Source organism: Rhizobium sp. RU36D (assembly GCF_900176345.1).
Lineage (GTDB): Bacteria > Pseudomonadota > Alphaproteobacteria > Rhizobiales > Rhizobiaceae > Allorhizobium.
In genome coordinates, this window is record NZ_FWXU01000024.1 from 13,567 (window position 1) to 34,721 (window position 21,155).

At 61.3% G+C, this 21,155-nt stretch carries 19 protein-coding genes and 1 pseudogene; 7 read left to right on the top strand and 13 right to left on the bottom strand.

Translation table 11 applies throughout. From position 1 onward, the window contains the following. Positions 1-767: 767 nt before the first annotated feature. From B9A97_RS22925 to B9A97_RS22950, 6 genes and pseudogenes are all read left to right on the top strand, one after another. A complete protein-coding gene (locus B9A97_RS22925) occupies positions 768-2,354 on the top strand; it encodes a hypothetical protein (RefSeq protein WP_084368152.1) in 1,587 nt (528 codons plus the stop codon). Continuing rightward, positions 2,347-2,880 (top strand): hypothetical protein, encoded by a 534-nt coding sequence (locus tag B9A97_RS22930; protein ID WP_084368153.1) that lies wholly within the window; start codon positions 2,347-2,349, stop codon positions 2,878-2,880. The genes B9A97_RS22925 and B9A97_RS22930 overlap by 8 nt, the downstream gene beginning before the upstream one ends. Further along, the gene (gene cas7e, locus B9A97_RS22935) at positions 2,873-4,006 is read left to right on the top strand and encodes a type I-E CRISPR-associated protein Cas7/Cse4/CasC (RefSeq protein ID WP_084368154.1); all 1,134 of its coding nucleotides are present in this window, start codon (positions 2,873-2,875) and stop codon (positions 4,004-4,006) included. Before B9A97_RS22930 ends, cas7e begins: the two co-directional genes overlap by 8 nt. After that, entirely contained in the window at positions 3,993-4,748 is a 756-nt protein-coding gene (gene cas5e / locus B9A97_RS22940; protein ID WP_084368155.1) for a type I-E CRISPR-associated protein Cas5/CasD, read from the top strand. Before cas7e ends, cas5e begins: the two co-directional genes overlap by 14 nt. Continuing rightward, positions 4,745-5,548, top strand: coding sequence for a type I-E CRISPR-associated protein Cas6/Cse3/CasE (locus B9A97_RS22945; RefSeq protein WP_084368156.1), 804 nt, complete (start codon positions 4,745-4,747; stop codon positions 5,546-5,548). Before cas5e ends, B9A97_RS22945 begins: the two co-directional genes overlap by 4 nt. 533 nt (positions 5,549-6,081) lie before the next feature. Next, positions 6,082-7,004 (top strand): annotated as a pseudogene (locus B9A97_RS22950) (IS481 family transposase). A gap of 32 nt (positions 7,005-7,036) precedes the next feature. On the opposite strand, the gene B9A97_RS22955 reads toward B9A97_RS22950, so the two are convergent. From B9A97_RS22955 to B9A97_RS23005, 11 genes are all read right to left on the bottom strand, one after another. Beyond that, positions 7,037-7,816 carry an SDR family NAD(P)-dependent oxidoreductase gene (locus tag B9A97_RS22955; RefSeq protein WP_084368157.1) on the bottom strand — a complete coding sequence of 260 codons (780 nt, stop codon included), beginning with the start codon at positions 7,814-7,816 and terminating at the stop codon, positions 7,037-7,039. A 2-nt stretch (positions 7,817-7,818) separates the two neighbouring features. Continuing rightward, positions 7,819-9,285: an aldehyde dehydrogenase family protein gene (locus tag B9A97_RS22960; protein ID WP_179145370.1), complete on the bottom strand. Its 1,467-nt coding sequence runs from the start codon at positions 9,283-9,285 to the stop codon at positions 7,819-7,821. Positions 9,286-9,295: 10 nt separating this feature from the next. Next, complete coding sequence (locus B9A97_RS22965; protein WP_179145371.1) at positions 9,296-10,747, bottom strand: aldehyde dehydrogenase family protein; 1,452 nt, start codon at positions 10,745-10,747, stop codon at positions 9,296-9,298. Positions 10,748-10,767: 20 nt separating this feature from the next. Next, the gene (locus B9A97_RS22970) at positions 10,768-11,733 is read right to left on the bottom strand and encodes an aldo/keto reductase (RefSeq protein WP_084368160.1); all 966 of its coding nucleotides are present in this window, start codon (positions 11,731-11,733) and stop codon (positions 10,768-10,770) included. A gap of 90 nt (positions 11,734-11,823) precedes the next feature. Continuing rightward, positions 11,824-12,567 carry a GntR family transcriptional regulator gene (locus B9A97_RS22975; protein WP_244564329.1) on the bottom strand — a complete coding sequence of 248 codons (744 nt, stop codon included), beginning with the start codon at positions 12,565-12,567 and terminating at the stop codon, positions 11,824-11,826. Positions 12,568-12,653: 86 nt separating this feature from the next. Further along, the gene (locus tag B9A97_RS22980) at positions 12,654-13,286 is read right to left on the bottom strand and encodes a carboxymuconolactone decarboxylase family protein (RefSeq protein WP_143530675.1); all 633 of its coding nucleotides are present in this window, start codon (positions 13,284-13,286) and stop codon (positions 12,654-12,656) included. Next, positions 13,283-14,479 carry a CaiB/BaiF CoA transferase family protein gene (locus B9A97_RS22985; RefSeq protein ID WP_084368161.1) on the bottom strand — a complete coding sequence of 399 codons (1,197 nt, stop codon included), beginning with the start codon at positions 14,477-14,479 and terminating at the stop codon, positions 13,283-13,285. The genes B9A97_RS22980 and B9A97_RS22985 overlap by 4 nt, the downstream gene beginning before the upstream one ends. 3 nt (positions 14,480-14,482) lie before the next feature. Next, the gene (locus B9A97_RS22990) at positions 14,483-15,148 is read right to left on the bottom strand and encodes a glutathione S-transferase family protein (RefSeq protein WP_084368162.1); all 666 of its coding nucleotides are present in this window, start codon (positions 15,146-15,148) and stop codon (positions 14,483-14,485) included. Continuing rightward, positions 15,145-15,948, bottom strand: coding sequence for an alpha/beta fold hydrolase (locus B9A97_RS22995; protein WP_084368163.1), 804 nt, complete (start codon positions 15,946-15,948; stop codon positions 15,145-15,147). The genes B9A97_RS22990 and B9A97_RS22995 overlap by 4 nt, the downstream gene beginning before the upstream one ends. 1 nt (position 15,949) lies before the next feature. Beyond that, entirely contained in the window at positions 15,950-16,711 is a 762-nt protein-coding gene (locus tag B9A97_RS23000) for an enoyl-CoA hydratase-related protein (protein ID WP_084368164.1), read from the bottom strand. 26 nt (positions 16,712-16,737) lie between these two features. Then, complete coding sequence (locus tag B9A97_RS23005) at positions 16,738-18,771, bottom strand: 3-hydroxyacyl-CoA dehydrogenase NAD-binding domain-containing protein (protein ID WP_244564330.1); 2,034 nt, start codon at positions 18,769-18,771, stop codon at positions 16,738-16,740. Positions 18,772-18,857: 86 nt separating this feature from the next. Here B9A97_RS23005 and B9A97_RS23010 point away from each other — a divergent pair, with 86 nt between their 5' ends. Beyond that, complete coding sequence (locus B9A97_RS23010) at positions 18,858-19,670, top strand: alpha/beta fold hydrolase (protein ID WP_084368165.1); 813 nt, start codon at positions 18,858-18,860, stop codon at positions 19,668-19,670. A gap of 17 nt (positions 19,671-19,687) precedes the next feature. Here the strand turns inward: B9A97_RS23010 and B9A97_RS23015 are convergent, their stop codons facing one another. Together B9A97_RS23015 and B9A97_RS23020 are read right to left on the bottom strand one after the other, a co-directional pair. Further along, a complete protein-coding gene (locus B9A97_RS23015) occupies positions 19,688-20,392 on the bottom strand; it encodes an ABC transporter ATP-binding protein (protein ID WP_084368166.1) in 705 nt (234 codons plus the stop codon). Then, positions 20,392-21,147, bottom strand: coding sequence for an ABC transporter ATP-binding protein (locus B9A97_RS23020; RefSeq protein ID WP_084368220.1), 756 nt, complete (start codon positions 21,145-21,147; stop codon positions 20,392-20,394). The genes B9A97_RS23015 and B9A97_RS23020 overlap by 1 nt, the downstream gene beginning before the upstream one ends. Positions 21,148-21,155: the final 8 nt, after the last annotated feature.

Consider the following 21,155-nt stretch of genomic DNA (forward strand, 5'->3'; position numbering starts at 1 on the left):
TTTTTACATATTGATTAAGCCGCATTTCTCACCAATTGCCTCTCAGGTGATTGATCTTAGTGTACTGGAGAAGCTTTTTGCGCCTATGGAGTACCTATCGCTTAGAGCGAGCATGTCGGCTCAACCGGAGTTGGCTGCTTCTTGCATCAGCTTCAAATCCGTTTGATGCACAATAGCCGACCGCTCGATCAGACAATTAGAAAGATATATTTGCTGCGCATCGCTCGCAAGCCATTAGCCACCGTTGTACAGGGTATCATGGCGAGCGGAGTACGGCTCTTATGTTCTGCAACTGCCGGAAGATGCTCTATTGTCTCATCATTGCATCATATCCTTCAAAGCTTCGCTCGAGGGTAGGCTCCTGAAAAGTGCCCCTCGATGAAGTGGGCTGTCGTTTTCAAGTACATTTCAGCTTGCTTTTCCAACTTGCACCGAACCAGTAAACCCCACAAGGCTTTGCGTGTATGAGATTTTCTACCGTGCAAGCGGACGCCGTTGGAATGGATGCGTGGCTCAGGCCTCGGGCAAACCCTTGAGCTCTTCCAAGAAAGGACGCCGCGATTGCATTTGGGATCGACATTTAAAACCAGTTGATTTTTACATTGCATAGAACAGCAACAGCGATCGGCATCAAGGCAGACGTTTCGGTTGCCGCTGGCCTAACTCGCTTCAAATGATTGAGGACAGACTGAGACCTCCGATTTTTCCAGTTAACAGGCCACTCGCTCTCACGCATTGTCGCGGTCTAGCATTGCTGGGTGAGAAGGATGAATAATCTTCTTCTCCAACACCTAATCACTGTGTCGCCTTTGGCCAGCCTCTCGCTTCCCGGTGTTCTGGCAGCGTTGGCGCGAGACGAGATCGAGAGCTTTCCGGCCCTGCGGCCTCATCAAGCCCCTGCCTGGCATATGTTTCTCGTGCAGTTGGCGGCACTCGCACTTCACAAGGCTGAGCAAAAGGATATCCCAGAACGGGAAGACGAATGGCGGACGCTGATGCGCGGCCTAACCCCAAGTTATCCGGGCGATGAGCCGTGGTGTCTGGTGGTGGATGAGTGGTCGAAGCCTGCCTTTCTGCAAGCGGCCGTGCCTGATGGTGTAAAGCTTCGAAACGATGTCGCGACTGCCGACGGGCTGGACCTTCTGATCACCTCACGCAATCACGATCTGAAACAGATGATTGCGCAAAACGGAGTTGCAGAGGATTGGCTGTTTGCCCTTGTCTCTCTGCAAACATGTGAAGGCTATGGCGGTGCCGGCAATCAGGGCATTGTCCGCATGAATGGCGGATCGTCGTCGCGCGCCATGTTGACCTTGGCGCCTTTGGCCACAGTCACGACAATGGCCGTGCGGCCTGGCGAGTGGTTTCGCCGGGATTTGCGGGTTGTACTGGAAACGCGTGAGCGTGTTCTTGAGAATACCGCACTACCCTATGCCGATGACGGGATTGGCCTAACCTGGCTGGAGCCGTGGGCGGAGGGGGATCAGCTTCAACTAAAGGATCTCGACATCTGTTTCATCGAAGTGTGCCGCCGGGTGCGACTGCTGAACCGTAACGAACGGATCATGGCGGTCAAAGGTACATCTCGCGAGACCCGTATCGCCGCCAAATCGGCTAAAGGCAGTCTAGAAGATCCCTGGGCGCCTATCCACAAGGCGGAAAACAAGAGCCTGACCATTGGGGACGAAGGCGAATTCGACTATCGAACGCTGACCCAACTGCTGTTTTCCGGCGAATGGGTACTGCCGCTTCTGGCCAATCGCGCATCATTCGAGGGGGCAGATACCCCGCTTGCCCTTGTTTCACAGGCGTTGGCACGCGGTAATTCAAAGACAGGTGGTTTTCGCTCCCGCATTATTCCCCTAGAAAATCGGCATCTCATCGGGAGCTGGGGATCTCCGCAATCGCAGGAAACCCTGCAGAAGATCGCGCGGGAGCAGATCGGCGCGATTGATCGCTTTGACAAGGCTTTGGCCTATTCGCTGGCGCTCGCGGCGGCCTCCGGCGAGAAGGAGCGCATCAGCCCAGACAGCTATGCGCACACCATATCGGCCCGGAAGGCACTAGATCGCTTCGTTGATGCCATCTTCTTCGGGCATCTCTGGCAGCGCTTCGAGGTTGAGGAACGCGACGGGTCCGCGCAAAACACTCGTGGGCTCGCCTTCGCCCGCCGCCTATGGGAGCAGACACAATCCATTTTCGAGCAATTTCTTCCGGATATGCCCTGCCCTTCGCTCTATCGCTTAAGGGCCGAGGTGCGCGCGCGGCTAGCGCTTCGCTCCAAAAACCTGCGGCAACACTACCCCGAATTGTTTACGGCTCAGGATGCCGAGGAGGTGACTGAACATGCCTGAGGTTATCCAGACAAAAGATGAAGATCTCAAACCCATCATCGCCACCCTCGTCAGCGAGATGATGAAACTTGGCCCCAGCAACTTGGCACGGCTGCGGCGGATGGATGTGGAAGGGCCGGGCGAGCTGGAATTCTGGCGACTGGTCCGGGATACCGATATTCTTGGCGATACGGCAGGCATGCAGATTGTGAAACTCCTCGCATTGCTAGCGCCGCGTGGCGAATCGGCATCAAGGACAAGGTTTCACCAACTCGACCAGCCGCTGGGTAAGGTGCTCGCCGAAGCTAAGTTCTCGGAAAAGCGACTTGCAAGCTTCATGGCCCTGCCTTTTGAACGGCGTGGAGAGGCGCTCGAAGTCATTGCACGCGTCATCTCGCGCGACATGAGATTCGGCGTGAACTGCGTCGATTTCGCCCTCTTGCTCTTCTTGAACGAGGTTTGGCCACTACGCCGGCTCGCGACCGCGTACTACGTCGCATGCGACCGCAAGGCTGCCTTCGAGGATAGGGAGAAAACAAATGAGTAAACCGCGTTTCTTACAAATTCATACACTCCATACCTATACCGCAGCCCTGCTTAACCGTGATGATACGGGCCAGGCCAAGCGCCTCGTCTATGGCGGCACGACACGCACGCGCATTTCCTCCCAAAGCTTGAAACGCCATTGGCGCAAGGCGGAGCAGGACCCGCATGCCCTGGCGAAGGTAGTAGGTTATGTCGATTCCTTTCGCTCGCGCGAACTGGTGACGCAAAAGGTCATCATGCCGCTACGCGGCCGTTTCGCCGATGAGGTGGTGGATGCGCTGGAGCCGGCTTTCCAGAAACTCGTCTACGGCGACAGTGGCGCCAAAGGAAAAAGGAGCCGCCAGACCCTTCTGCTTGGTGAGCCGGAAACGACTTGGCTTGCCGCACGCGCCGAAGAGATCGCGATGTCGGCCACCGATGGCAAGGCGGCGGAAAAGGCCGTCGCGGAGTGGGCGAAGGACAAGAACTTCAAAGCAATGACCGAGGGCGCTAGCCTGCCGGGCGGACTGACCGCCGCTCTCTTCGGCCGTATGGTGACATCTGATCCCGCTGCGAATATCGATGCACCGGTGCACGTGGCGCATGCCTTCACCGTGCATCCAGCAGAGAGCGAAATCGACTATTTTACAGCCGTCGACGATCTGAAACGGGATGATGACGACAATGGTGCCGATATTATTCATGAAACCGAGCTGAACTCGGGTCTCTATTACGGCTATGTGGTGATCGATCTGCCGGAGCTGATCAAGAATTGCGGCGACGATCGAGAACTGGCGGCCCGCGTCGTGCACAATTTCCTCTATCTGATTGCGGAAGTCTCGCCGGGTGCCAAGCTCGGTTCGACGGCACCTTATGGTCGGGCCGAGCTCATGCTGGTCGAAGCGGGGGATCGCCAGCCGCGCTCGCTGTCAACAGCATTTCGCGAGGCTGTCGGCCACAGCTTTGCCAAGGGGCGTGATGCCTTGGCGCGGCAGCTCGTCGCTTTCGATGAAACCTACGCCACCGGCGAAGCGCGCCTCCATCTCAGCATTGAGGGCCAGTTGCCTGGCATCGACAAGACGCCGCTTTCGGAGCTGGCGGTCTGGGCCGCCAAGCAGGTGAAGGATGCGCCGGATGCCGACGACTGAAAAGCGCTGGCTCATCCTCAATCTTGAGGCACCGCTGCTTGCATTTGGCGGTGTGGTTATCGACCAGATCGGCACTACGCGTGACTTTCCGGCGGCCTCCATGCTGACAGGTCTGTTTGCAAATGCGCTTGGCTGGACACGCACCGAGACGGAAAAGCATCAGAAACTGCAGGATCGGCTGGTCTTTGCCGCGCGCATGGATCGAGAGATGCCAGCCGGGATTCTAACCGACATGCAAAACGTGCAGTTGGAAAAGAACGACAAAGGCTGGACCACCTGGGGGACTGTGGAAGGCCGCGATGGCGCCAGCTATGGCGCGCCGCATCGCCGCAAGCGGGATTACCATATGGACGCACGCATTGTGATCTCCATGAGGCTCGAACCTTTTGAGGAAGAACCGGATCTTGTGATGCTGGCCGAGGCGATTTATCGCCCAGCGCGGCCGCTGTTCATCGGCCGCAAGCCGTGTCTTCCATCCAGTCCGATCCTGGCCGCACGGCGGGACGATTGGTTCGTTGATGCTCCGACTGCCTATGCCGCACTGTCTCGCCAGCCCGCCGCCGACGAGCGAAGCCGGAGTGGCAGACTGCGTGCCTTCTGGCCGCCGGGAGAGGGGCCTGAAGACGGTCAGGCGGTAACCCGCATCTACGATCTGGCAGACCTTCGGAATTGGCGAAGCGGCCTACATGGCGGTCACCGCAGGGTTATCGAGGGTTTCGTAGTCTTGGAAGGGGGCTCATGAGCGCGCTACATCTGACAAGCCTGCCGATAGACCTGCGAGAGTTTCGTCGGCTGGCCGCGTTCCGCGGCTTTGGTGCCGATGAAGGTCGCGCGTTGCACCATTTCCTCAGCGAAACTTTTGGCAAGAGTCTGCTGAAGCCATTCCGGCTGATGCCGGTACCCAGGGGGCATGAGGCCACCCTTTATGCCTATACCGAAGCTCCCGAAGAGGTGTTGCGCAACAATCTGCAACTCGCGGCACCTGAGTACTTGAACGCTTTGGGAACATCGCATCTGGCGCTGCGGGAAATGCCCGGGAACTGGCGCGAAGGCAGACGTCTCGCTTTCGATCTCAGGGTGCGGCCCGTTCGGCGACTTCTAAAGCCACTGGAGGGCTGGAGCCGGGAAGAAAGCAGACGGGGCCTGAAGGGGGAGAACCTGCGTGGCCCGATAAGGAAAGGCAGCGAAGTAGATGCCTTTCTGATTGCCCGGCTGCGACAATTCCCTCACGGTTTACCGGAGGATGCGGAGACCGGCGAACTTTCCAGGGAAAATGTCTACTTCGGCTGGTTGGCCGAGCGCTTTGAGGGCGCTGCCGTGCTTGACCGGCATGGGACGAGAATGACGCGCTTTGCACGCCACCGGGTTCAGCGCAGAGATCGATGCGAGACGGAAGCGTTCTCCGAAGGACCGGATGCGATCTTTCATGGCGAACTGACGGTGGCAGACGGGCAAGCGTTCCAAAAGCTTCTCGCATCCGGCATCGGACGACACACCGCCTATGGCTTCGGAATGCTGCTGCTGCGTCCCGGAGGTTCCTGACATGCTCGTCGGTCATTAATGCTGTAACACTCTTCCCGCATCCATAGATATCCGCGCAGTGCCCCCGCGTTCGCAATCGCATCTGGGATTATGTGGCGGACTGGCGCGGCCACCTGCGGAGGGCAGTATTGTCATAACCTGGGCCGAGTGCGCGCACCCTTGTGGGCTTTGACTGGCACCGCTCGGAGCGTCAGCCCAGCAGATTGTCGCTCACGGCGCTATTTTGCTCATTCGCAGGGCGATCCGCGATTCAGACGCGTGATCGCTAGTTCTTTGATATTGTCAAGGTATTCAGCCAGTTCACGCTATAGTTCCTCCGCAGCAGCATATATGGACACAATAACAAAATCTGCATATACTGTTACCGGGTTCCTCGGTAGCCGCGGGGATAGACCTGATGTTGTGTGTTTCAAGTGATGCAGGTTGATGGTTCCTCCGCAGCCGCGGAGATAGTTAGCGACTTCAGACGATGGTCTAGCCCGCGCCGCAGCCCGGACAAATACCCACATCTAGATGTTTGATCCCAGATTTTGATGGTGCATTTTTCTCAAAGGCTTGGAGAGATTCGCTATAGGATCAATCAGAAGACGGTTGCCAAGTGGCGCAAGCGTGCGTCGATCATCGATGTTCCGACCGGTCCCAAGGAGCCTAAGTCGACGGTCCTTTCTGTGGAGGAAGAGGCCGTCATCGTTGCATTCCGACGCTATTCACTTTTGCCGCTTGATGATTGCCTGTACGCGCTGCAGCCAACGATCCCGCACCTGACGCGGTCTTCGTTGCAACGCTGCCTGCAACGCCATGGCATAGGCCGCCTGCCGGAAGTCGAGGGCGACGAGTCTCCAAAGAAGAAGTTCAAAGCCTATCCGATTGGCTACTTCCATATCGATATCGCCGAAGTGCGCACCGAACAGGGTAAGCTGCACATGTTCGTCGCTATCGATCGAACCTCGAAGTTCGCATTCGTCGAGTTGCACGAGAAAGCGACGACGGCGGTCTCAGGCGGCTTGCTGCGCAATCTCATCAAAGCCGTGCCTTACAAGATCCATACCGTTCTCACCGACAATGGCATCCTATTCACCACGCCAGGTGCCGGTGGTTCCGCCGTTCCCCTCATCAAGGAGGCCATGGCCGCTGGCGAAATCTTCCGGGCACATGCCTTCGAATATGCCTGCGCCAAAGCCGATATCGCACATCGCACCACAAAGCCGAAGCATCTCTGGACCAATGGTCAGGTCGAGCGACCATCAAGGAAGCAACCGTCAAACGCTTCTATTATGAGAGCCACGATCAACTCCGCCAGCATCTCGCCGACTTCGTCTCCGCCTACAATTTTGGACGACGATTGAAGACCCCTAAAGGCCTCACGCCATATGAGTTCATCTGCAAATGTTGGACAAAGGAGCCCAGTCGATTCACTCTTGATCCAACCCATCAGTTCCCGGGACTAAACAGCTAGGTCCGCCAATCTTGTCTTGCGGTCTGAATTTATTAAACCGTCCGCCCGCCGTCGACATTGATTGTAACGCCGGTCACCAGTCGGGCGAGGTCGGACGCAAGATAGAGGGCGGCACCAGCGACATCGCTGGGGCGGATGATTTCGCCCATCGGGATCTGGCTGGCGAAACTGCCGACGACCTCCTGCACCTCTCGGCCATGGCTAAAGCCCGACAGCATCGGCGTTTCCGTCGCGCCGGGATTGATGCCGTTGACGCGCACCCTGTCCTTAGCCAGCTCCAGTGCCAATGCCTGCGTGGTCGCGATCGCCGCCGCCTTGGATGCGCTGTAGGCTGCCAGCCCCGCCTTTGGCCTGACCCCGACAGTCGAACAGATGTTGATGATGGCGCCGTTGCCCGAGGCCTTCAGGGGCGCGAGAAAATGCTTGGTCATCAGGAACAGCGAACGCACGTTGACGTTCATGATACGGTCCCAGGCCTCAACGGTCATGGTTTCGATCGCGGTAGAGGATTGCGGCACGCCAGCGCAGTTGACGAGGATATCCAGCCCGTTACCGGTCTTTGCAACACTCTTGGCCAGATCCGCGACACTCGCCTCGTCCGAAACATCGCAATGCCAGCCGCTGCCCACCGGGCAGGACTGCGGTGCCTCGCCCCCAAGCAGCGATATGTCTGCCACCACCACCTTGGCACCGCTGGCCTCGAAAAGCTGGGCGATGGCGAGCCCGATGCCGGAAACGCCGCCGGAAACGAGTGCGGTGCGGCCCTGTAGCAGCGTCGGCGTGAGGTGTGCGGGGAAATCGGGAAGCGTCATGGTCAGGCCTTGTGGAAGTTCATCGCGTGGATCTCGGTGAACTCCGCGAGACCGAGTTCTGAATTCTCCGTACCGATGCCACTCTGCTTGATGCCACCGAACGGCATGTGGCGACGGCCAAGCCGTGACTGGGCGTTCTTGTTGATGAAGGTCATGCCGGCCTCGAGCCTGCGGGCGAAGGACACCCCGCGCTCGAAATCCGAGGTCCATACCGACGAACCCAAGCCATATTCCGTGCCATTGGCCAGCGCAACCACATCATCCTCGTTGTCATAGCGCATCACCGGAAGAACCGGGCCGAACTGTTCGCAGGTCACGATGTCGAAATCAGGATCGGGATCCCGCACCAATGTCGGGCGCATGTAATTGCCTTCGTCCCAGATCTCGGGCGAGACGGGGCTGCCGAGTTCGAAAACTTTGCCGCCCGCTTCGCGTGTCTTCTGCACCAGTTCCTTGAGATAGCGGAGCTGGGCCGGGTTGTTGATTGGCCCGAATGTCGTCTGCGGGTCGAGTGGATGGCCGACACGCATCTTGTCGAGAACGGACGAGAGCTTGGCGAAGAAGTCGTCGTAGATCGCTGCTGGCACGTAGAGACGTTTGATGGCAAAGCAGAATTGACCGGAGCGGTGGAATGCGCCGGCGACCAGCGTCGGCATCTGGCTGTCCAGGTCGAAGTCGTCGAGAACGATCGCGGCATCATTGCCACCAAGCTCGAACTGAACGTTCTTCAGCGTGTCCGCGGCGATCTTCATGATCGCTTTGGCCGCAACGCCGCCGCCAGTAAAGGAGATAAGCCGCACCTTGGGATGGGCTGCGAGCGCTGCGCCGGTTTCCGCGCCGCCATGCACGACGTTGATGACGCCAGGCGGGAAAAGCGGGGCGAGCTTTTCCATCAGCAATGCCACGCCTGCGGGCGCTGTCGGCGGCGTCTTGATGACCAGCGTGTCACCGGCCACCAGGGCCGGGGCAAATTTGCGGATCAGCAGCACGATCGGGGCGTTCCACGGAACGATCGCGGCGACAACGCCGATCGGCCGGTGCTCCAGCCGCACGATCGAGGTCGCATCCTCGATCACGGTCGGCTTCAGCGCATTCTGCGCCGCCTCGACATTGTCGCGCGAAGCGAACGCCGCGCCGCGGAATTCCATGGTGATCTCGGCCGGCAGCATGCCTGTCTCGCGAACCACGACGCCGACAAGTCCGTCGAGCCCCTTTTCCGCCTCCGCCTCGATGATGTCAGCCGCGCGCAGGACGGCCGCCGCCCGTTCCCCGACAGGGACTGCGGACCAGATCTTCAGTGCCTTGTGGGCCGCCTCGACAGCCTCGTCCACGACAACGGGATCGGCGACGGCGACACGGGCGACCACGTCGGCATGGCGGCCGGGATCGCACACATCGAAGCGCTCGGCGCCCGCCTTCCATTGCGCGGCGATCAGGTTGTCGATGGTGAGGGTGTGAGCCGTCGTCATCGCTTTGTCCTCACTTGTGGTAGTTGAGTGCATGGTATTCGACATATTCGCGCAGACCGATCGGCGAGCTCTCGCGGCCGATGCCGCTCTGCTTTACGCCGCCGAATGGAATGTTCTTCTGGCCGAGCCGCGACGTGCCGACATTGTTGATGAAGGTCATGCCGGCCTCGATGCGGCGTGCGACCGCAAGCGCCTTGTCGAAATCGGCAGTCCAGAGGCTGGAGCCGAGGCCGAGTTCGCCCGCATTGATGCTGTCGATCACATCGTCAAGATTGTCGTATTTGACGACCGGCAGCAGCGGGCCAAACTGCTCCACCTGCACCAATTCCGCCTCCGGATCGATATCCGAGACGACGGCCGGCCGCATGTAGTAGCCATTGCTCCAGACGCTGTCGCCGGCCACCTTGCCAAGCTCGTGCACCGTGGCGCCGCTTGCCTTGGTCCGCTCGAGTAGCCCCTGGAGGAACTCGAACTGGCCCTTGTTGTTGATCGGGCCAAAGTTGACACCCGGATCCAGCGGATATCCCACACTGAACTTGTCCGTTTCCGCCTCAAGCCGCGCAACCACCTCGCGATAGAGACTTGCGGGAGCATAAACGCGCTTCACGGCAAAGCAGAACTGGCCGGACCGCCGGAAGGCGCCGCCGATGATTTTCGCGATCGCATCGTCGAGATTGGCATCGTCGAGCAGAATGGATGGGTCGTTGCCGCCAAGCTCGAATTGCACGCCCTTGATGCTGTCAGCCGCAGCCTTCATGATGTGCCGGGCAACCGCACCGCCGCCGGTGAACGAGACCTTGCCGACCATCGGGTGGGTGGTGAGTGCATGGCCGACCTCGCCACCGCCATGGACGATGTTGATGACACCCGGTGGCAGCAGCGCCGCCGCCTTCTTCAGCAGCATGCTGAGCCCGATCGGTGCGGTCGGCGCAGGCTTCACGACGACGGTATTGCCGCAGATCAGTGCCGGGGCCACCTTGCGCATGGCGAGGATGATCGGGGCGTTCCACGGCACGATGGCCGCGATGACGCCGATGGGCCGCTTCTCGACGCTGACCCAGCTCTCGGCATCGGAAACCTCGTGGGGCTTCAGGAATTCGGCGCCGGCCTCGGCATTGTCGCGCACGATATTGGCGGCCATGCCGATCTCGGCCTTGTTGGTCGCGACCAGCATGCCGGATTCGCGCGCCATGATCTCGACGACGCTGCCGGCCTCGGCTTCCAGCAGGTCGGCGATGGCGCGCAGCAGGGCCGCGCGCTCCTCGTAACTTGTCGCCCGCCAGCTGTGGAACGCCGCATGGGCGGAACGTACAGCGGCATCGACCACCTGCGCGTCGCCTTGGGCGATCATTCCGACCACATCCGTCACCCGGCCCGGATCGTGCAACGGCGCATATTGACTGGCGCTCACATCCGCATTGTCGATAAGATGATCAAGCTTGACGGGGGAGAAACTCTGCATGGGGATACGATCCTCAACCATCAATCGATGGTTCGTTCGATTTCATAGGCGGGGATCGGCGAGAGCGCCGAAATCCGCGCGCGCAAATCGGGGCCAATGTCAAATCCAACGGCCTCGACATAGTTGGCAATCTGCTCGACCGTTTCCGCCCCGATGATCGGCACAGTGACGGCGGGATGAGAGACGGCCCAGGCAACAGCCAGCATTGCGGGGTCAACGCCGACCTCGTCGGCAATCGCGCAGAAGTCCGCGGCGATCTCGAAGTTGCGCTGGTCCTCGTACCGCTTGAGATAGCGGGCCTCGGCAAGACGACCGCTGCGCTGGCCGATGGTATTGGCATTGGCGCGCGTCAGCAGCCCGCTTGCCAGCGGCGAGAACACCATGACGGCAAGACCCATCGCCTCGGCCAGCGGGAATAGCTCGAACTCGGCCTGGCGCTTGACGAGGTTGTACATCGGCTGCACCACGTCGAAGCACGCCAGCGCCTCGCGCTGCGAAATTCCGATCGCTTGGGCGATGCGCCATGCCGCCCAGTTAGACACGCCGGCATAGATGATCTTGCCCTGGCGCTGCAGATCGTCGAACGCGCGCAGCGTCTCTTCGGGCGGCGTGACGGGATCGTAATGATGGGCGAAATAGACGTCTATGCGATCGGTCTTCAGCCGGCGCAGGCTGTTTTCGACCTCCTGAATGATATGGCGCCGCGACAGACCAGATCCGTTGGTATCCGCCGACATTGGACGGCAGACCTTCGACGTGATCACGACATTGTCGCGGTCCTCCCCCATGAGGTCGCCGAGAATAGCTTCAGCCTTGCCGCCACCGGCATAGGAATTGGCGCAGTCGAAGAAATTGACGCCGAGATCTCGGCAATGAGCATACATCGAACCGGCTGTCGATGCATCGCTATAGGATCCGAATGACATTGTGCCGAAGCAGATGTTGGAGACACGGGTGCCCGTGCGACCGAGTTGAACGTATTTCAAGCCTTCTCTCCCGCTATGACCTGCGCAAGGCCAACACGGCATCGCATGCCGACATCAATAAGTCAATAAGCTATCTTTTTAGATTTTATCTTAGCGGAGCTTGAAATCGATGCGCACGCGATCACCGCGATATGTGCCGTCCGCAATGAGGACCAGTTCGCCATCCGCGTCGACTGCGCAGCGCTCGACCCTCGCTACTGGATGCCCGATGGGGATATCGAGCTTTTCCGAGGCGTACAGGTCGGCGCTGCCGATGGTCAACGTCTGCGTGGCGTCGGTTATAACAAGGCCGGGCACGTCGGCCACCAGCCGCAATGCCGTCTTGCTTCTATAGGCTTCTGGCGAAATGAGATTGGCGACCCGCTCGGCCACATAAACGTCGGCCAGAAGGAAGGCCTCGCCTTCCCGGGTGTGCCGGCGCTGAAGATGACGGTAGGCGGCAGCCGGACGGCCGATCGCAAATTGCCGATTTGGCAGATGGATATCGTGCTCTTCCGACAGCACTTCGATCAGCGCGTTCTCGCGCGCGATGAGCATGCCGCTCCAGTCGGTCTGCACCTGGCACCACAGGTCATTTGCCGGACGTTGCTTGACGAATGTTCCCTTGGCCCGATAGCGCTCGATCATGCCTTCGGATTCGAGGATACCGAGCGCCTGCCGGATCGTCATGGCCGCGACGCCGCATTCCTTGGCGAGCACCTCGACCGTGGGAATCTGTCCTCCGACAGCCCACTCACCTGTTTCGATGCGCCGTCGAAACAGTGTAGCGAGCTGGATGTATCGGGCAACAGCGCTCTTGTTCAGCGCGTCTACGGTGCGGGCCGGATCTGACATGGGCAACATGCTCTCCTGGGGGCGACCCCGTAACATTCAATATGCTAGCATATGTCCCTTTTCGCGCCGATTTCCAAGTGCTCCTTTCACGCATCCACCAGTTGCGGCATGGCGGTCAGGCCTTCCGGCTGCGGCGCACCGCGCAACAGATCCGGTGCAATGGTCGCCGGCAGCGGTATGCGATGCGTGTTGAGCGTCAGAGCCACCATGGAATAATAGCCGACCAGCGCCGTCAGTTCGACAGTTCCTGTTTCACCCCAGCGGGCAAGCACGGCGGCATAGGCTTCGTCGGAGACGAGGCCGAGGCTCAGCATTTCCAGGGTAAAGCGATAGATCTCGCGGTCTTCCTCAAACTGAAGCGGCGGCAGCTGACATTCGCGGATCGCCTCGATGATGTCGCGTTCCAGACCCGCGGCCTCGGCAGCGGTCCGATGGATGGTCCATTCGAGTTCGCTGTTCCACACGCGGGCTGTCAGCAAGACAGCGAGTTCGGAGATGCGCGGCGGCAGTTGCGTGTAATAGCGCAGGATCTCGCCGAGCTTGCTCCAGCGTTCCGCGAGTTCCGGGTTGTGAAGCGCTGCCCTGAGCGGCCCTACAAGTTCGCCGCGCCGGCCGTTGACGATACCGTCGAACACGCGCTTCTGCTCCGGCGTCATGCCGTCCTTGTCGGGAAAGGAGATGCGCGGTCCGGATGTGATCTGAGGTTCGGTCGGCATCATGTGCTCGCTCCTTCGGTGAGGCCAAGAGAGGTGAGGATTTCCCGGGTGTGTTCGCCCAGCATCGGCGGCGGGCGGTCGAACGAAAGCGGATTTTCCGCAAAGCGCATGGGACTGACGACCTGCTTCACCGAGCCGGCGAGCGGATGCGGCAGATCCCGCAGCATCTCGCGATGGCGCACCTGCGGCTCTTCGAACACCATGGGGATGGTATTGATCGGCCCGCACGGCACCTTCGCCTCGCTCAGCCGTCCGAGCCAGTGGTCCAGCGGCATCCGCGCCAATCGTTCGCAGATCATCGGGTGAAGGTTCGAAAGGTTGGTCACACGCTGCGCATTGGTGGAAAATCGCGGATCCATTGCCCATTCCGGCGCATCCAGCACCTCGGCAAAGCGGGCGAACTGTTCGTCATTGCCGATCGCGAGAACGAGATGCCCGTCAGCCACTGCAAATACGTCCTGAGGCTGGATGTTCGGATGGCGGTTGCCGCCACGCGTCGGCGTCTTGCCGGATACGAGGTAGTTCATCGCCTGGTTCGCCAGCATGGCCACCGAAACATCCAGCATGGCGATGTCGATGATCTCGCCCTTGCCGCTCTCTGCCCGGTTGGCAAGCGCAGCCAGCACCGCGATCGTCGTGTACATGCCGGTCATGATGTCGATGATGGGGATGCCGACCTTCTGCGGACCGCCGCCCGGCAGGTCGTCGCGTTCCCCTGTCACACTCATCAGCCCGCCCATGGCCTGGATCATGAAGTCGTAAGCGAGTTCCTGGCGACGAGGGCCGGTGGTGCCGAAGCCGGTGATCGAGGCATAGATGAGGCGCGGATTGACCGCCCTGAGATCGTCGGGGCCGAGGCCATAACGGGCCAGCGTGCCTGCCTTGAAGTTTTCCAGCACGATGTCGGCGGTCTTTGCCAGTTCGCGCACCACATCCTGGCCCGCGGGGGTGGCAATATCGATCTCGATGGAGCGCTTGCCACGATTGACCGACAGGTAGTAGCCGGACTCCTTCGTGGGATTGCCGTCGCTGTCCTTGAGATAAGGAGGCCCCCATTTGCGGGTGTCGTCACCTTCGCCGCTGCGCTCGACCTTGATGACATCGGCACCGAGATCGGCGAGGATCTGTCCGGACCAAGGTCCGGCCATGATCCGGCTCAGATCGAGCACCCTGATATGGGAAAGTGGTCCGGCCACGGTTCAGTCCTTTCGAAAAGTCAGGTCCATATGCGGACCGTCATCGGCTGCGAGGTCGTTGAGGACGGCGGTCGCGGCCACGGACGGGCGTTCCGACATGGCGCCCTCGTAGGCCGCGAGCTTCGGGTGAGTCTGCCGCCATTCACTGTCCGCGAAACGGAAATCGAGCTGCCCCAGAGCACAGATAATGGCGATCTGGCCGAGGCCCACCGACGTTTCGGCAAGATGCCCCGCCTCGGTTTCCAGCAGCGCCATCGCGGCACGTATCTTGGCGCGATGGGACATAACCACCTGGGGATCACCGCCGGCCGCCGCCTGACAGGCGATGCGCCACAAAAGCATGTTTTCGATCAACCCGTCGCCGAGTGCCTGCCAGCGCAATTGGGTCAACCGCTCGATGCCGGTGCGTGGCAGGATGTGTTCGCCGCTTGGCGTTGCCAGCGAAAGCCAGTCACAAATCACAGCGGAATCGAAGATCGGCGGCAGGCCGGGCACCAGAAGCGTCGGGATCTTGCCCAGCGGATTTTCCGCCATGATCGCCGGATTGGGATCACCCCGCGGCACGGCGACGGCACGGACAAGTTCGACCTCTTCGACGAGCCCGAGTTCGTGAACCACGATCATCACCTTACGGACGAATGGCGATTTGGGCGACCAGAGCAGCTTCATGGACGATCCTCCGGCTCGGCGAGCAGCGCCTGCTCGAGTATGACGTTGAAGGCTTCCGGCCGCTCGAAATTCGGGATGTGCCCCGCGTCCTCGATCGTCGCAAACGTTGCTCCGGCAATCGCATCCTTCATCGCAGCCATGGTGGCCGGCATGATGCCGTCCTCCGCACCGGCAACGAGGCGCACCGGCACATCGATGCGATCAAGCACGGCCGAGAGATCATACGATCTCAGCACGCCGGCACATGCGATGAAACCCGCCGACGGCGTCGCGGCGATCATGGCACCGAGCCGGTCGGCCATCGGCAGGCCGTGCCGCGACGGCCGCAGCCAGCGCCTTACTGTCTGCTCCGCCAGCGGGCCCATGCCCTGCTCGCGGGCAAAGGCAATGCGCTCGTCCCAGAAGGCCTGTCCGCTCGCGGCACTGCGTGCCTGGCCATCGACCAGAACCAGTCGGGCAAAAGCGTGCGGCCGCGCCGCATAGCCCGCCAGTCCGGTCGGCACCCCCATCGACAGGCCGACATAGCTGCAGCGCGTAACCGCCGCTGCGTCGATCACCGCGAGCAGGTCCTGGCCGAGTTGCTCGAAATTGAGCGTGGAGGGCGGAAGGGCCGAAGCGCCATGCCCGCGTTGGTCGTAGCGCAGCATATTGAAGCGGCCTGCGAGCGCCGCCACCTGGTCATCCCAGATCGTGAGGTCGGTCATCAGCGAATTGCCGAACACGACCCATGGAGCCTCTGCGCCGGCGAAATCGATCCGGTAGTTTAGTGTCGATCCGCCCGGAAGAACGCAGGTTGCCATATCAGCGCCCTACCCAGACCGGCGCACGCTTCTCGACAACGGCGCGGGTGGCCTCGCGGGCGTCCTCCGTGGTCATGAGAGCCGTGGAATAGCTCTGCTCCAGCTGGTATCCGTCTTCGGTCTGCATGAATTCGACCTTGTTCAGGGCCTCCTTGGCCACGCGCAGGCCGATCGGCGCCTTGGAGGCGATGATCTCCGCAAGGGCCCGCGCCCTGGGTGCCAGTTCCTCCTGCGACACGACTTCTTGGACGAAGCCGCATTGCAGGGCTTCGGCGGCACTGATCGGGAGGCCGGTGAAATACATGCGGCGTAGCAAGCCCTGCGGGATATGGCGCATCATATGGGCCGCGCCACCGCAGCGGCCGACATTGATCTCAGGCGTGGCGAAACGGGCATTTTCCGAGGCGATGCGAACGTCGCAGCACGAGGCCAATACGGCGCCGGCGCCAAGCGCCGGACCATTGACCGCAGCTATCACGGGCACCGGTGCATGGCGGACGGCGGCGAAACAGCGCCGGACGGTGCGCGCCCGTGCCGGATCCTGGTCGATCGTCGCTGCCAGAAACTCGTTCAGATCAAGGCCGGCGCAGAATGCCTTGCTGCCGGTTGCGGTGAAGATCACGCAATTGATGTCGCTCCAGCCACCAATCACCTCGAATGTATCGGCAATCTCGGCATAGTCGGCAATGGTGATGGCATTGACCGGTGGCCGGTCAATGGTGATGGTCGCTATTCTGTCGCTTTTTTCGACGATAATGGCCATTGTTCAACTCCTCATGATTGGTTCGTTCAGGTGAGCCCGGCAACCAGGGAGTCGACATCACCGGGCTTGAAGCCCGTGCCCTCCGCTTCCGCAACTCGCTGCAGCATGGCCTTCCGCTCCGCGGCGTTGAGATGGGCCGCCCACCAGACGGGTCCGCCGGTCCAGCGGGGAAAGCCGTAGCCGTGGATCAGGGCGACATCGATGTCGGAGGCTTGCCGTGCAACGCCTTCCGCGAGCAACAGCGCGCCTTCATTGACCATGGCGCACAGGCAGCGCGCCCGGATCTCGTCATCGCCGATCGGGCGCGCAACGATGCCTGCTGCCGTGCGCGATGCTTCGATATGGAATTCGATAGCAGGATCTGGCTCAGCCTTGCCGGAGGCGTATGTGTAATAGCCGGCGCCCGCCTTGCGTCCCAGCCGGCCGGCTTCGCATAGCCTGTCGAGGATATCGACATATCGCATCGCCGGATCGCGTGTGGCGGCCTGGGCTTTGCGCATGCGCCAGGCAATGTCCAGACCCGAAAGGTCTGCTACGGCGAAGGGACCCATGGCCATGCCGAAATTGCGCATAGCACGATCGACCGCTTGCGGTGTCGCACCGTCCTGGACCAGAAACTCGGCATGACGCCGATAGGCGTTGTATATGCGGTTGCCGATGAAGCCGTAGGCGTTGCGGGCGATCACCGCCTGCTTTCCGAGCCGCTTTGCTACGGCAAGCGCCGTCGCCACCGCCTTGTCGCCGGTAGAGGCACCCTTCACGATCTCCAGCAGCTTCATCACATGGGCGGGCGCGAAGAAATGCAGGCCGAGGAACCGCTTTGGATGGGGCACGTCTTCGGCCATGGCGTCAATATCGAGATAGGAGGTATTGGTGGCAATGACCGCATCCGCTGATGCAACTGTCCCCAGCCGCCTCAGCAGTTCGCGCTTCACGGTGATATCCTCGAACACCGCCTCAATGATGAGGTCGGCGGCGACCACATCGGCGAGATCGGCGGAGCCTGTGAGCGCCGCCGCCTGACGGGCCACGCCAGCCTCATCAAGCCGCCCCCGCGCCAGATCCTCGGTTCTGAGACCCGCGATCCGGGCGGCTCCCGCGGCCAATGCTTCGTCGTCGCGCTCCACCAGCACCACCCGATAGCCGGCGGACAGGAAGGAGTGAGCAATGCCGGCGCCCATGGTGCCGCCGCCAATAACCGCAACGACCCGCACGTCGGCAGCTGCGGCATCGGCGTTATCCGGCCGAGCGGCATCGCGTTCGGCAAAGAAGGCGTGACGATAGGCGAAGGCTTCGGGCGAAACCCGGATCTCCTGGAACACGGCGCGCTCCTCGGCCAAGGCCTGCCGGAATGGTTTGTCAGCCGACATCAGCACCAGATCGGCAGCCTTGACGGCGGCGGGCCGTCCTTTGGCACGCGCCACGACTTCAGCCCGGATCCGCAGTGCTTCCTCGCCGTCGCAAGGTGGTAGAGGCATGTCCGCGACGCGGCGCTTGCCGCCCAGCGCGCGCAGGGCAGCGATTGCATCTTCGACCAGGTCACCTGAACTGATGGCATCGATCATGCCCAGCGACAGCGCCTCCGGCGCCTTGACCCGCCGGGCCGACACGGCCAGTTCGAGGGCCACCGGCACGCCCGTCAGCCGTGGCAGGCGCTGTGTCCCGCCGGCGCCTGGCACCAGACCCAATCCCACTTCGGGCAGGCCTACCACGGCATTGCTGTCGGCGATGCGCAGGTCGCAACCGAGGCTCAGCTCATAACCACCCCCAAGGGCCGCGCCGCGAATGGCCGCGGCAACGGGGATCGCAAGATTTTCTATGGCTTCAATCACGGCCGGCAACTGCGGGTCCGACAACGGCTTACCAAATTCACGGATATCCGAGCCGGAGATGAAGGTCTTGCCGGCACCGACCAGCACGACCCCTGCTAGGGAGGCGTCTGCAGCGATCTCGGCGAACGCGGCGATCAGCCCTTGTCGCACGGCGTGGGAACCGGCATTGACCGGGGGGTTGTCGATGGTGACAACCGCAAACGTTCCAATTTTCCGCCGGTCTATCAAGAGCAGAATGTCCTTGTTATGAGAATAAGCTAGCTTTATATATTTTATTGATTTGCTGCCTGTCAATCACCGGAAGGGTCAACCGCATGGGGACAACCAACATAAGCGAGACGGATGAACTGCGGATCGTATCGACCGCGGCCGGACAGGTGGGCTACCGCGTCGGCGGAACAGGCCCCCTGGTGCTGCTGATCGCATCGACCGGGCGCTGCTGCGAGGAACTTCGGCCGCTTGCCACCGCGCTCAAGTCGCAGGGCTTTCGCGTTGCGAGAGCCGAACCCCGCGGCATCGCACCCTCGTATGGACCGATGACGGGCGTGAGCTTCCACGATTTCGCCGCCGATTTCGCTGCCGTCCTTGCCCATGAACTGCAAGATGGCGATCAAGCGATCGTGGCCGGCCACGCCTACGGCACGTGGATCGCCCGCACAATCGCCGCGGATTTTCCCGCACTTGTCAGCGGCGTGGTCCTGCTTGCCTCCGGCGCGAAAGCCTGGCCCGCCCATCTGAGTGCGGCCATCACCGCCATCAATGATCCCCAAACCTCCGACGACGACCGCCTCGCGGCGCTGCGGCTCGGCTTCTTCGCTGACGGTAACGATGCCAGCGAGTGGCTCGGCGGCTGGCATCCAGAGGTCGTGGCCAGCCAGCGCGCGGCGCGCGCCAACACGTCGCAGGCGGACTGGTGGGGAACCGGCGTTGCGCCAATCCTTGACCTGATGGGCGGTGTCGACCCCTTCCGCCCCAGCGGCAGCGAGGACGAGCTGGTCAGGGAATTCGGCAGCCGCGTGACGGCGGAAGCGGTTGCGCAGGCCAGCCATGCGATGCCCGCGGAAAAGCCCAGGGAGGCCGCCGAGGCCATCGCCCGTTGGTGGTGCGGCCTTAGCGTAACAGGCTAGACGAATACGGGCGGTGCTCAGCTGACTTCCAGCCATGTCTTGCGCACCGCCTCGTTTTCCTGGAATTCGGAAACCGTTCCCGAAAATACGATTTCGCCGCGCCCCATGACGAACACCCGGTCGGTGAGACGCATGACCATGGCAAGCTTCTGCTCGAGCAGCAGCAGTGCCAGCCCGCGGCGCTTCATCTCCAGGATGACCTCCGCCAGAGCCTCCACCACCTTCGGCGCAAGGCCTTCGGTCGGCTCGTCGATCAGCATCACCTCGGGATTGGTCAGCAGGGTGCGGAACAGCGTCAGCATCTGTTGCTCGCCACCGGACAGGAAGCCTGCCTTGATGTTGCGTCGCTCGCGCAGCCGCGGAAACACGTCGTAGAGTTCGTCCATGGCCCAGGCCGGACGTCCCGCCTTTGCCGGATGCATGCCAATGCGCAGGTTTTCCTCCACCGAGAGGTTGCGGAAGATTTGCCGGTCCTCGGGCACATAGCCGATGCCGCTGCGCGAGATTTCGTGGGCAGGCATCCCGGCAAGATTGACGCCGTTCAGAACCACCTCGCCGGCCATTGGCGGCAAGAGACCCATGACCGCCTTGCAGGTTGACGAGCGACCGGAACCGTTGCGGCCGAGGATCGTGGCGATCGAACCACCAGGCACGGACAACGAAACGCCGTTCAGAACCTTGATGTTGCCGTATGCGGCATGAAGCCCGGTGATGTTCAGCATCAATGTTCTCCCTCCCCGAGATAGGCTTCGCGAACCCTGGCATCGGCACGGATCTCTGCCGGCGTGGCAGTCAGGAGAATGCGGCCGTTGACGAGAACCGAGACGCGGTCGGCCAGGGTAAACACCACATCCATGTCGTGCTCGACCATGACCAGCGTGCGGCCGGCCGTCATCTCGCGAATGAAGGCGATGATATGCGAGGTTTCCTCGCGTGACATACCGGCGGTCGGCTCATCCAGCAGGATGACGTCGGCGCCCGTGCCGACCGTCATGCAGATCTCCACGGCACGCTGCTCCGAATAGGCCAGTTCGCCAGCATTCGTCTCGGCCTGCCGGGTCAGTTTGGCACCGGCGATCAATTCCTCCGTCTCCCGATCGATCGCATCCCAGACGCGGCCACGGCGGAAGAAACTCCAGCGCTTGTCGAACTTCCCCATCACCGAAAGGCGGATGTTTTCACGCACCGTGAGCTTGTCGAAGATGTGGGTGATCTGGAATGAGCGGCCGAGCCCGGCTCGATTGAGCCGATGCGGCACGAGGCCGGCGACGGAGGCGCCGTTCAAGGTAATGCTGCCCGACGTCGGCGCGAAGGCACCGGAGATCAGGTTGAACAGCGTGGACTTGCCAGCGCCGTTCGGGCCGATCAATGCGTGGCGCTCACCCCTGGCGATGTCGAGATCAATGGCCTCGAGCACATGAACCTGCCCGAAGGACTTGGCGATGGCGGATAGGCTGAGCGTTGCCGGGCCTGACATGGCTGTCG

What these genes read in the sequence shown, in the direction of transcription:
- B9A97_RS23020 (WP_084368220.1), bottom strand. Translation starts at nt 21,147, where the DNA reads ATGTCAGGCCCGGCAACGCTCAGCCTATCCGCCATCGCCAAGTCCTTC.
- B9A97_RS22945 (WP_084368156.1), top strand. Translation starts at nt 4,745, where the DNA reads ATGAGCGCGCTACATCTGACAAGCCTGCCGATAGACCTGCGAGAGTTT.
- B9A97_RS23010 (WP_084368165.1), top strand. Translation starts at nt 18,858, where the DNA reads ATGGGGACAACCAACATAAGCGAGACGGATGAACTGCGGATCGTATCG.
- B9A97_RS22975 (WP_244564329.1), bottom strand. Translation starts at nt 12,567, where the DNA reads ATGTCAGATCCGGCCCGCACCGTAGACGCGCTGAACAAGAGCGCTGTT.
- B9A97_RS22930 (WP_084368153.1), top strand. Translation starts at nt 2,347, where the DNA reads ATGCCTGAGGTTATCCAGACAAAAGATGAAGATCTCAAACCCATCATC.
- B9A97_RS22925 (WP_084368152.1), top strand. Translation starts at nt 768, where the DNA reads ATGAATAATCTTCTTCTCCAACACCTAATCACTGTGTCGCCTTTGGCC.
- B9A97_RS23015 (WP_084368166.1), bottom strand. Translation starts at nt 20,392, where the DNA reads ATGCTGAACATCACCGGGCTTCATGCCGCATACGGCAACATCAAGGTT.
- B9A97_RS22990 (WP_084368162.1), bottom strand. Translation starts at nt 15,148, where the DNA reads ATGAAGCTGCTCTGGTCGCCCAAATCGCCATTCGTCCGTAAGGTGATG.
- B9A97_RS22980 (WP_143530675.1), bottom strand. Translation starts at nt 13,286, where the DNA reads ATGATGCCGACCGAACCTCAGATCACATCCGGACCGCGCATCTCCTTT.
- B9A97_RS22965 (WP_179145371.1), bottom strand. Translation starts at nt 10,747, where the DNA reads ATGCAGAGTTTCTCCCCCGTCAAGCTTGATCATCTTATCGACAATGCG.
- B9A97_RS22960 (WP_179145370.1), bottom strand. Translation starts at nt 9,285, where the DNA reads ATGACGACGGCTCACACCCTCACCATCGACAACCTGATCGCCGCGCAA.
- B9A97_RS22995 (WP_084368163.1), bottom strand. Translation starts at nt 15,948, where the DNA reads ATGGCAACCTGCGTTCTTCCGGGCGGATCGACACTAAACTACCGGATC.
- cas7e (WP_084368154.1), top strand. Translation starts at nt 2,873, where the DNA reads ATGAGTAAACCGCGTTTCTTACAAATTCATACACTCCATACCTATACC.
- cas5e (WP_084368155.1), top strand. Translation starts at nt 3,993, where the DNA reads ATGCCGACGACTGAAAAGCGCTGGCTCATCCTCAATCTTGAGGCACCG.
- B9A97_RS22955 (WP_084368157.1), bottom strand. Translation starts at nt 7,816, where the DNA reads ATGACGCTTCCCGATTTCCCCGCACACCTCACGCCGACGCTGCTACAG.
- B9A97_RS23000 (WP_084368164.1), bottom strand. Translation starts at nt 16,711, where the DNA reads ATGGCCATTATCGTCGAAAAAAGCGACAGAATAGCGACCATCACCATT.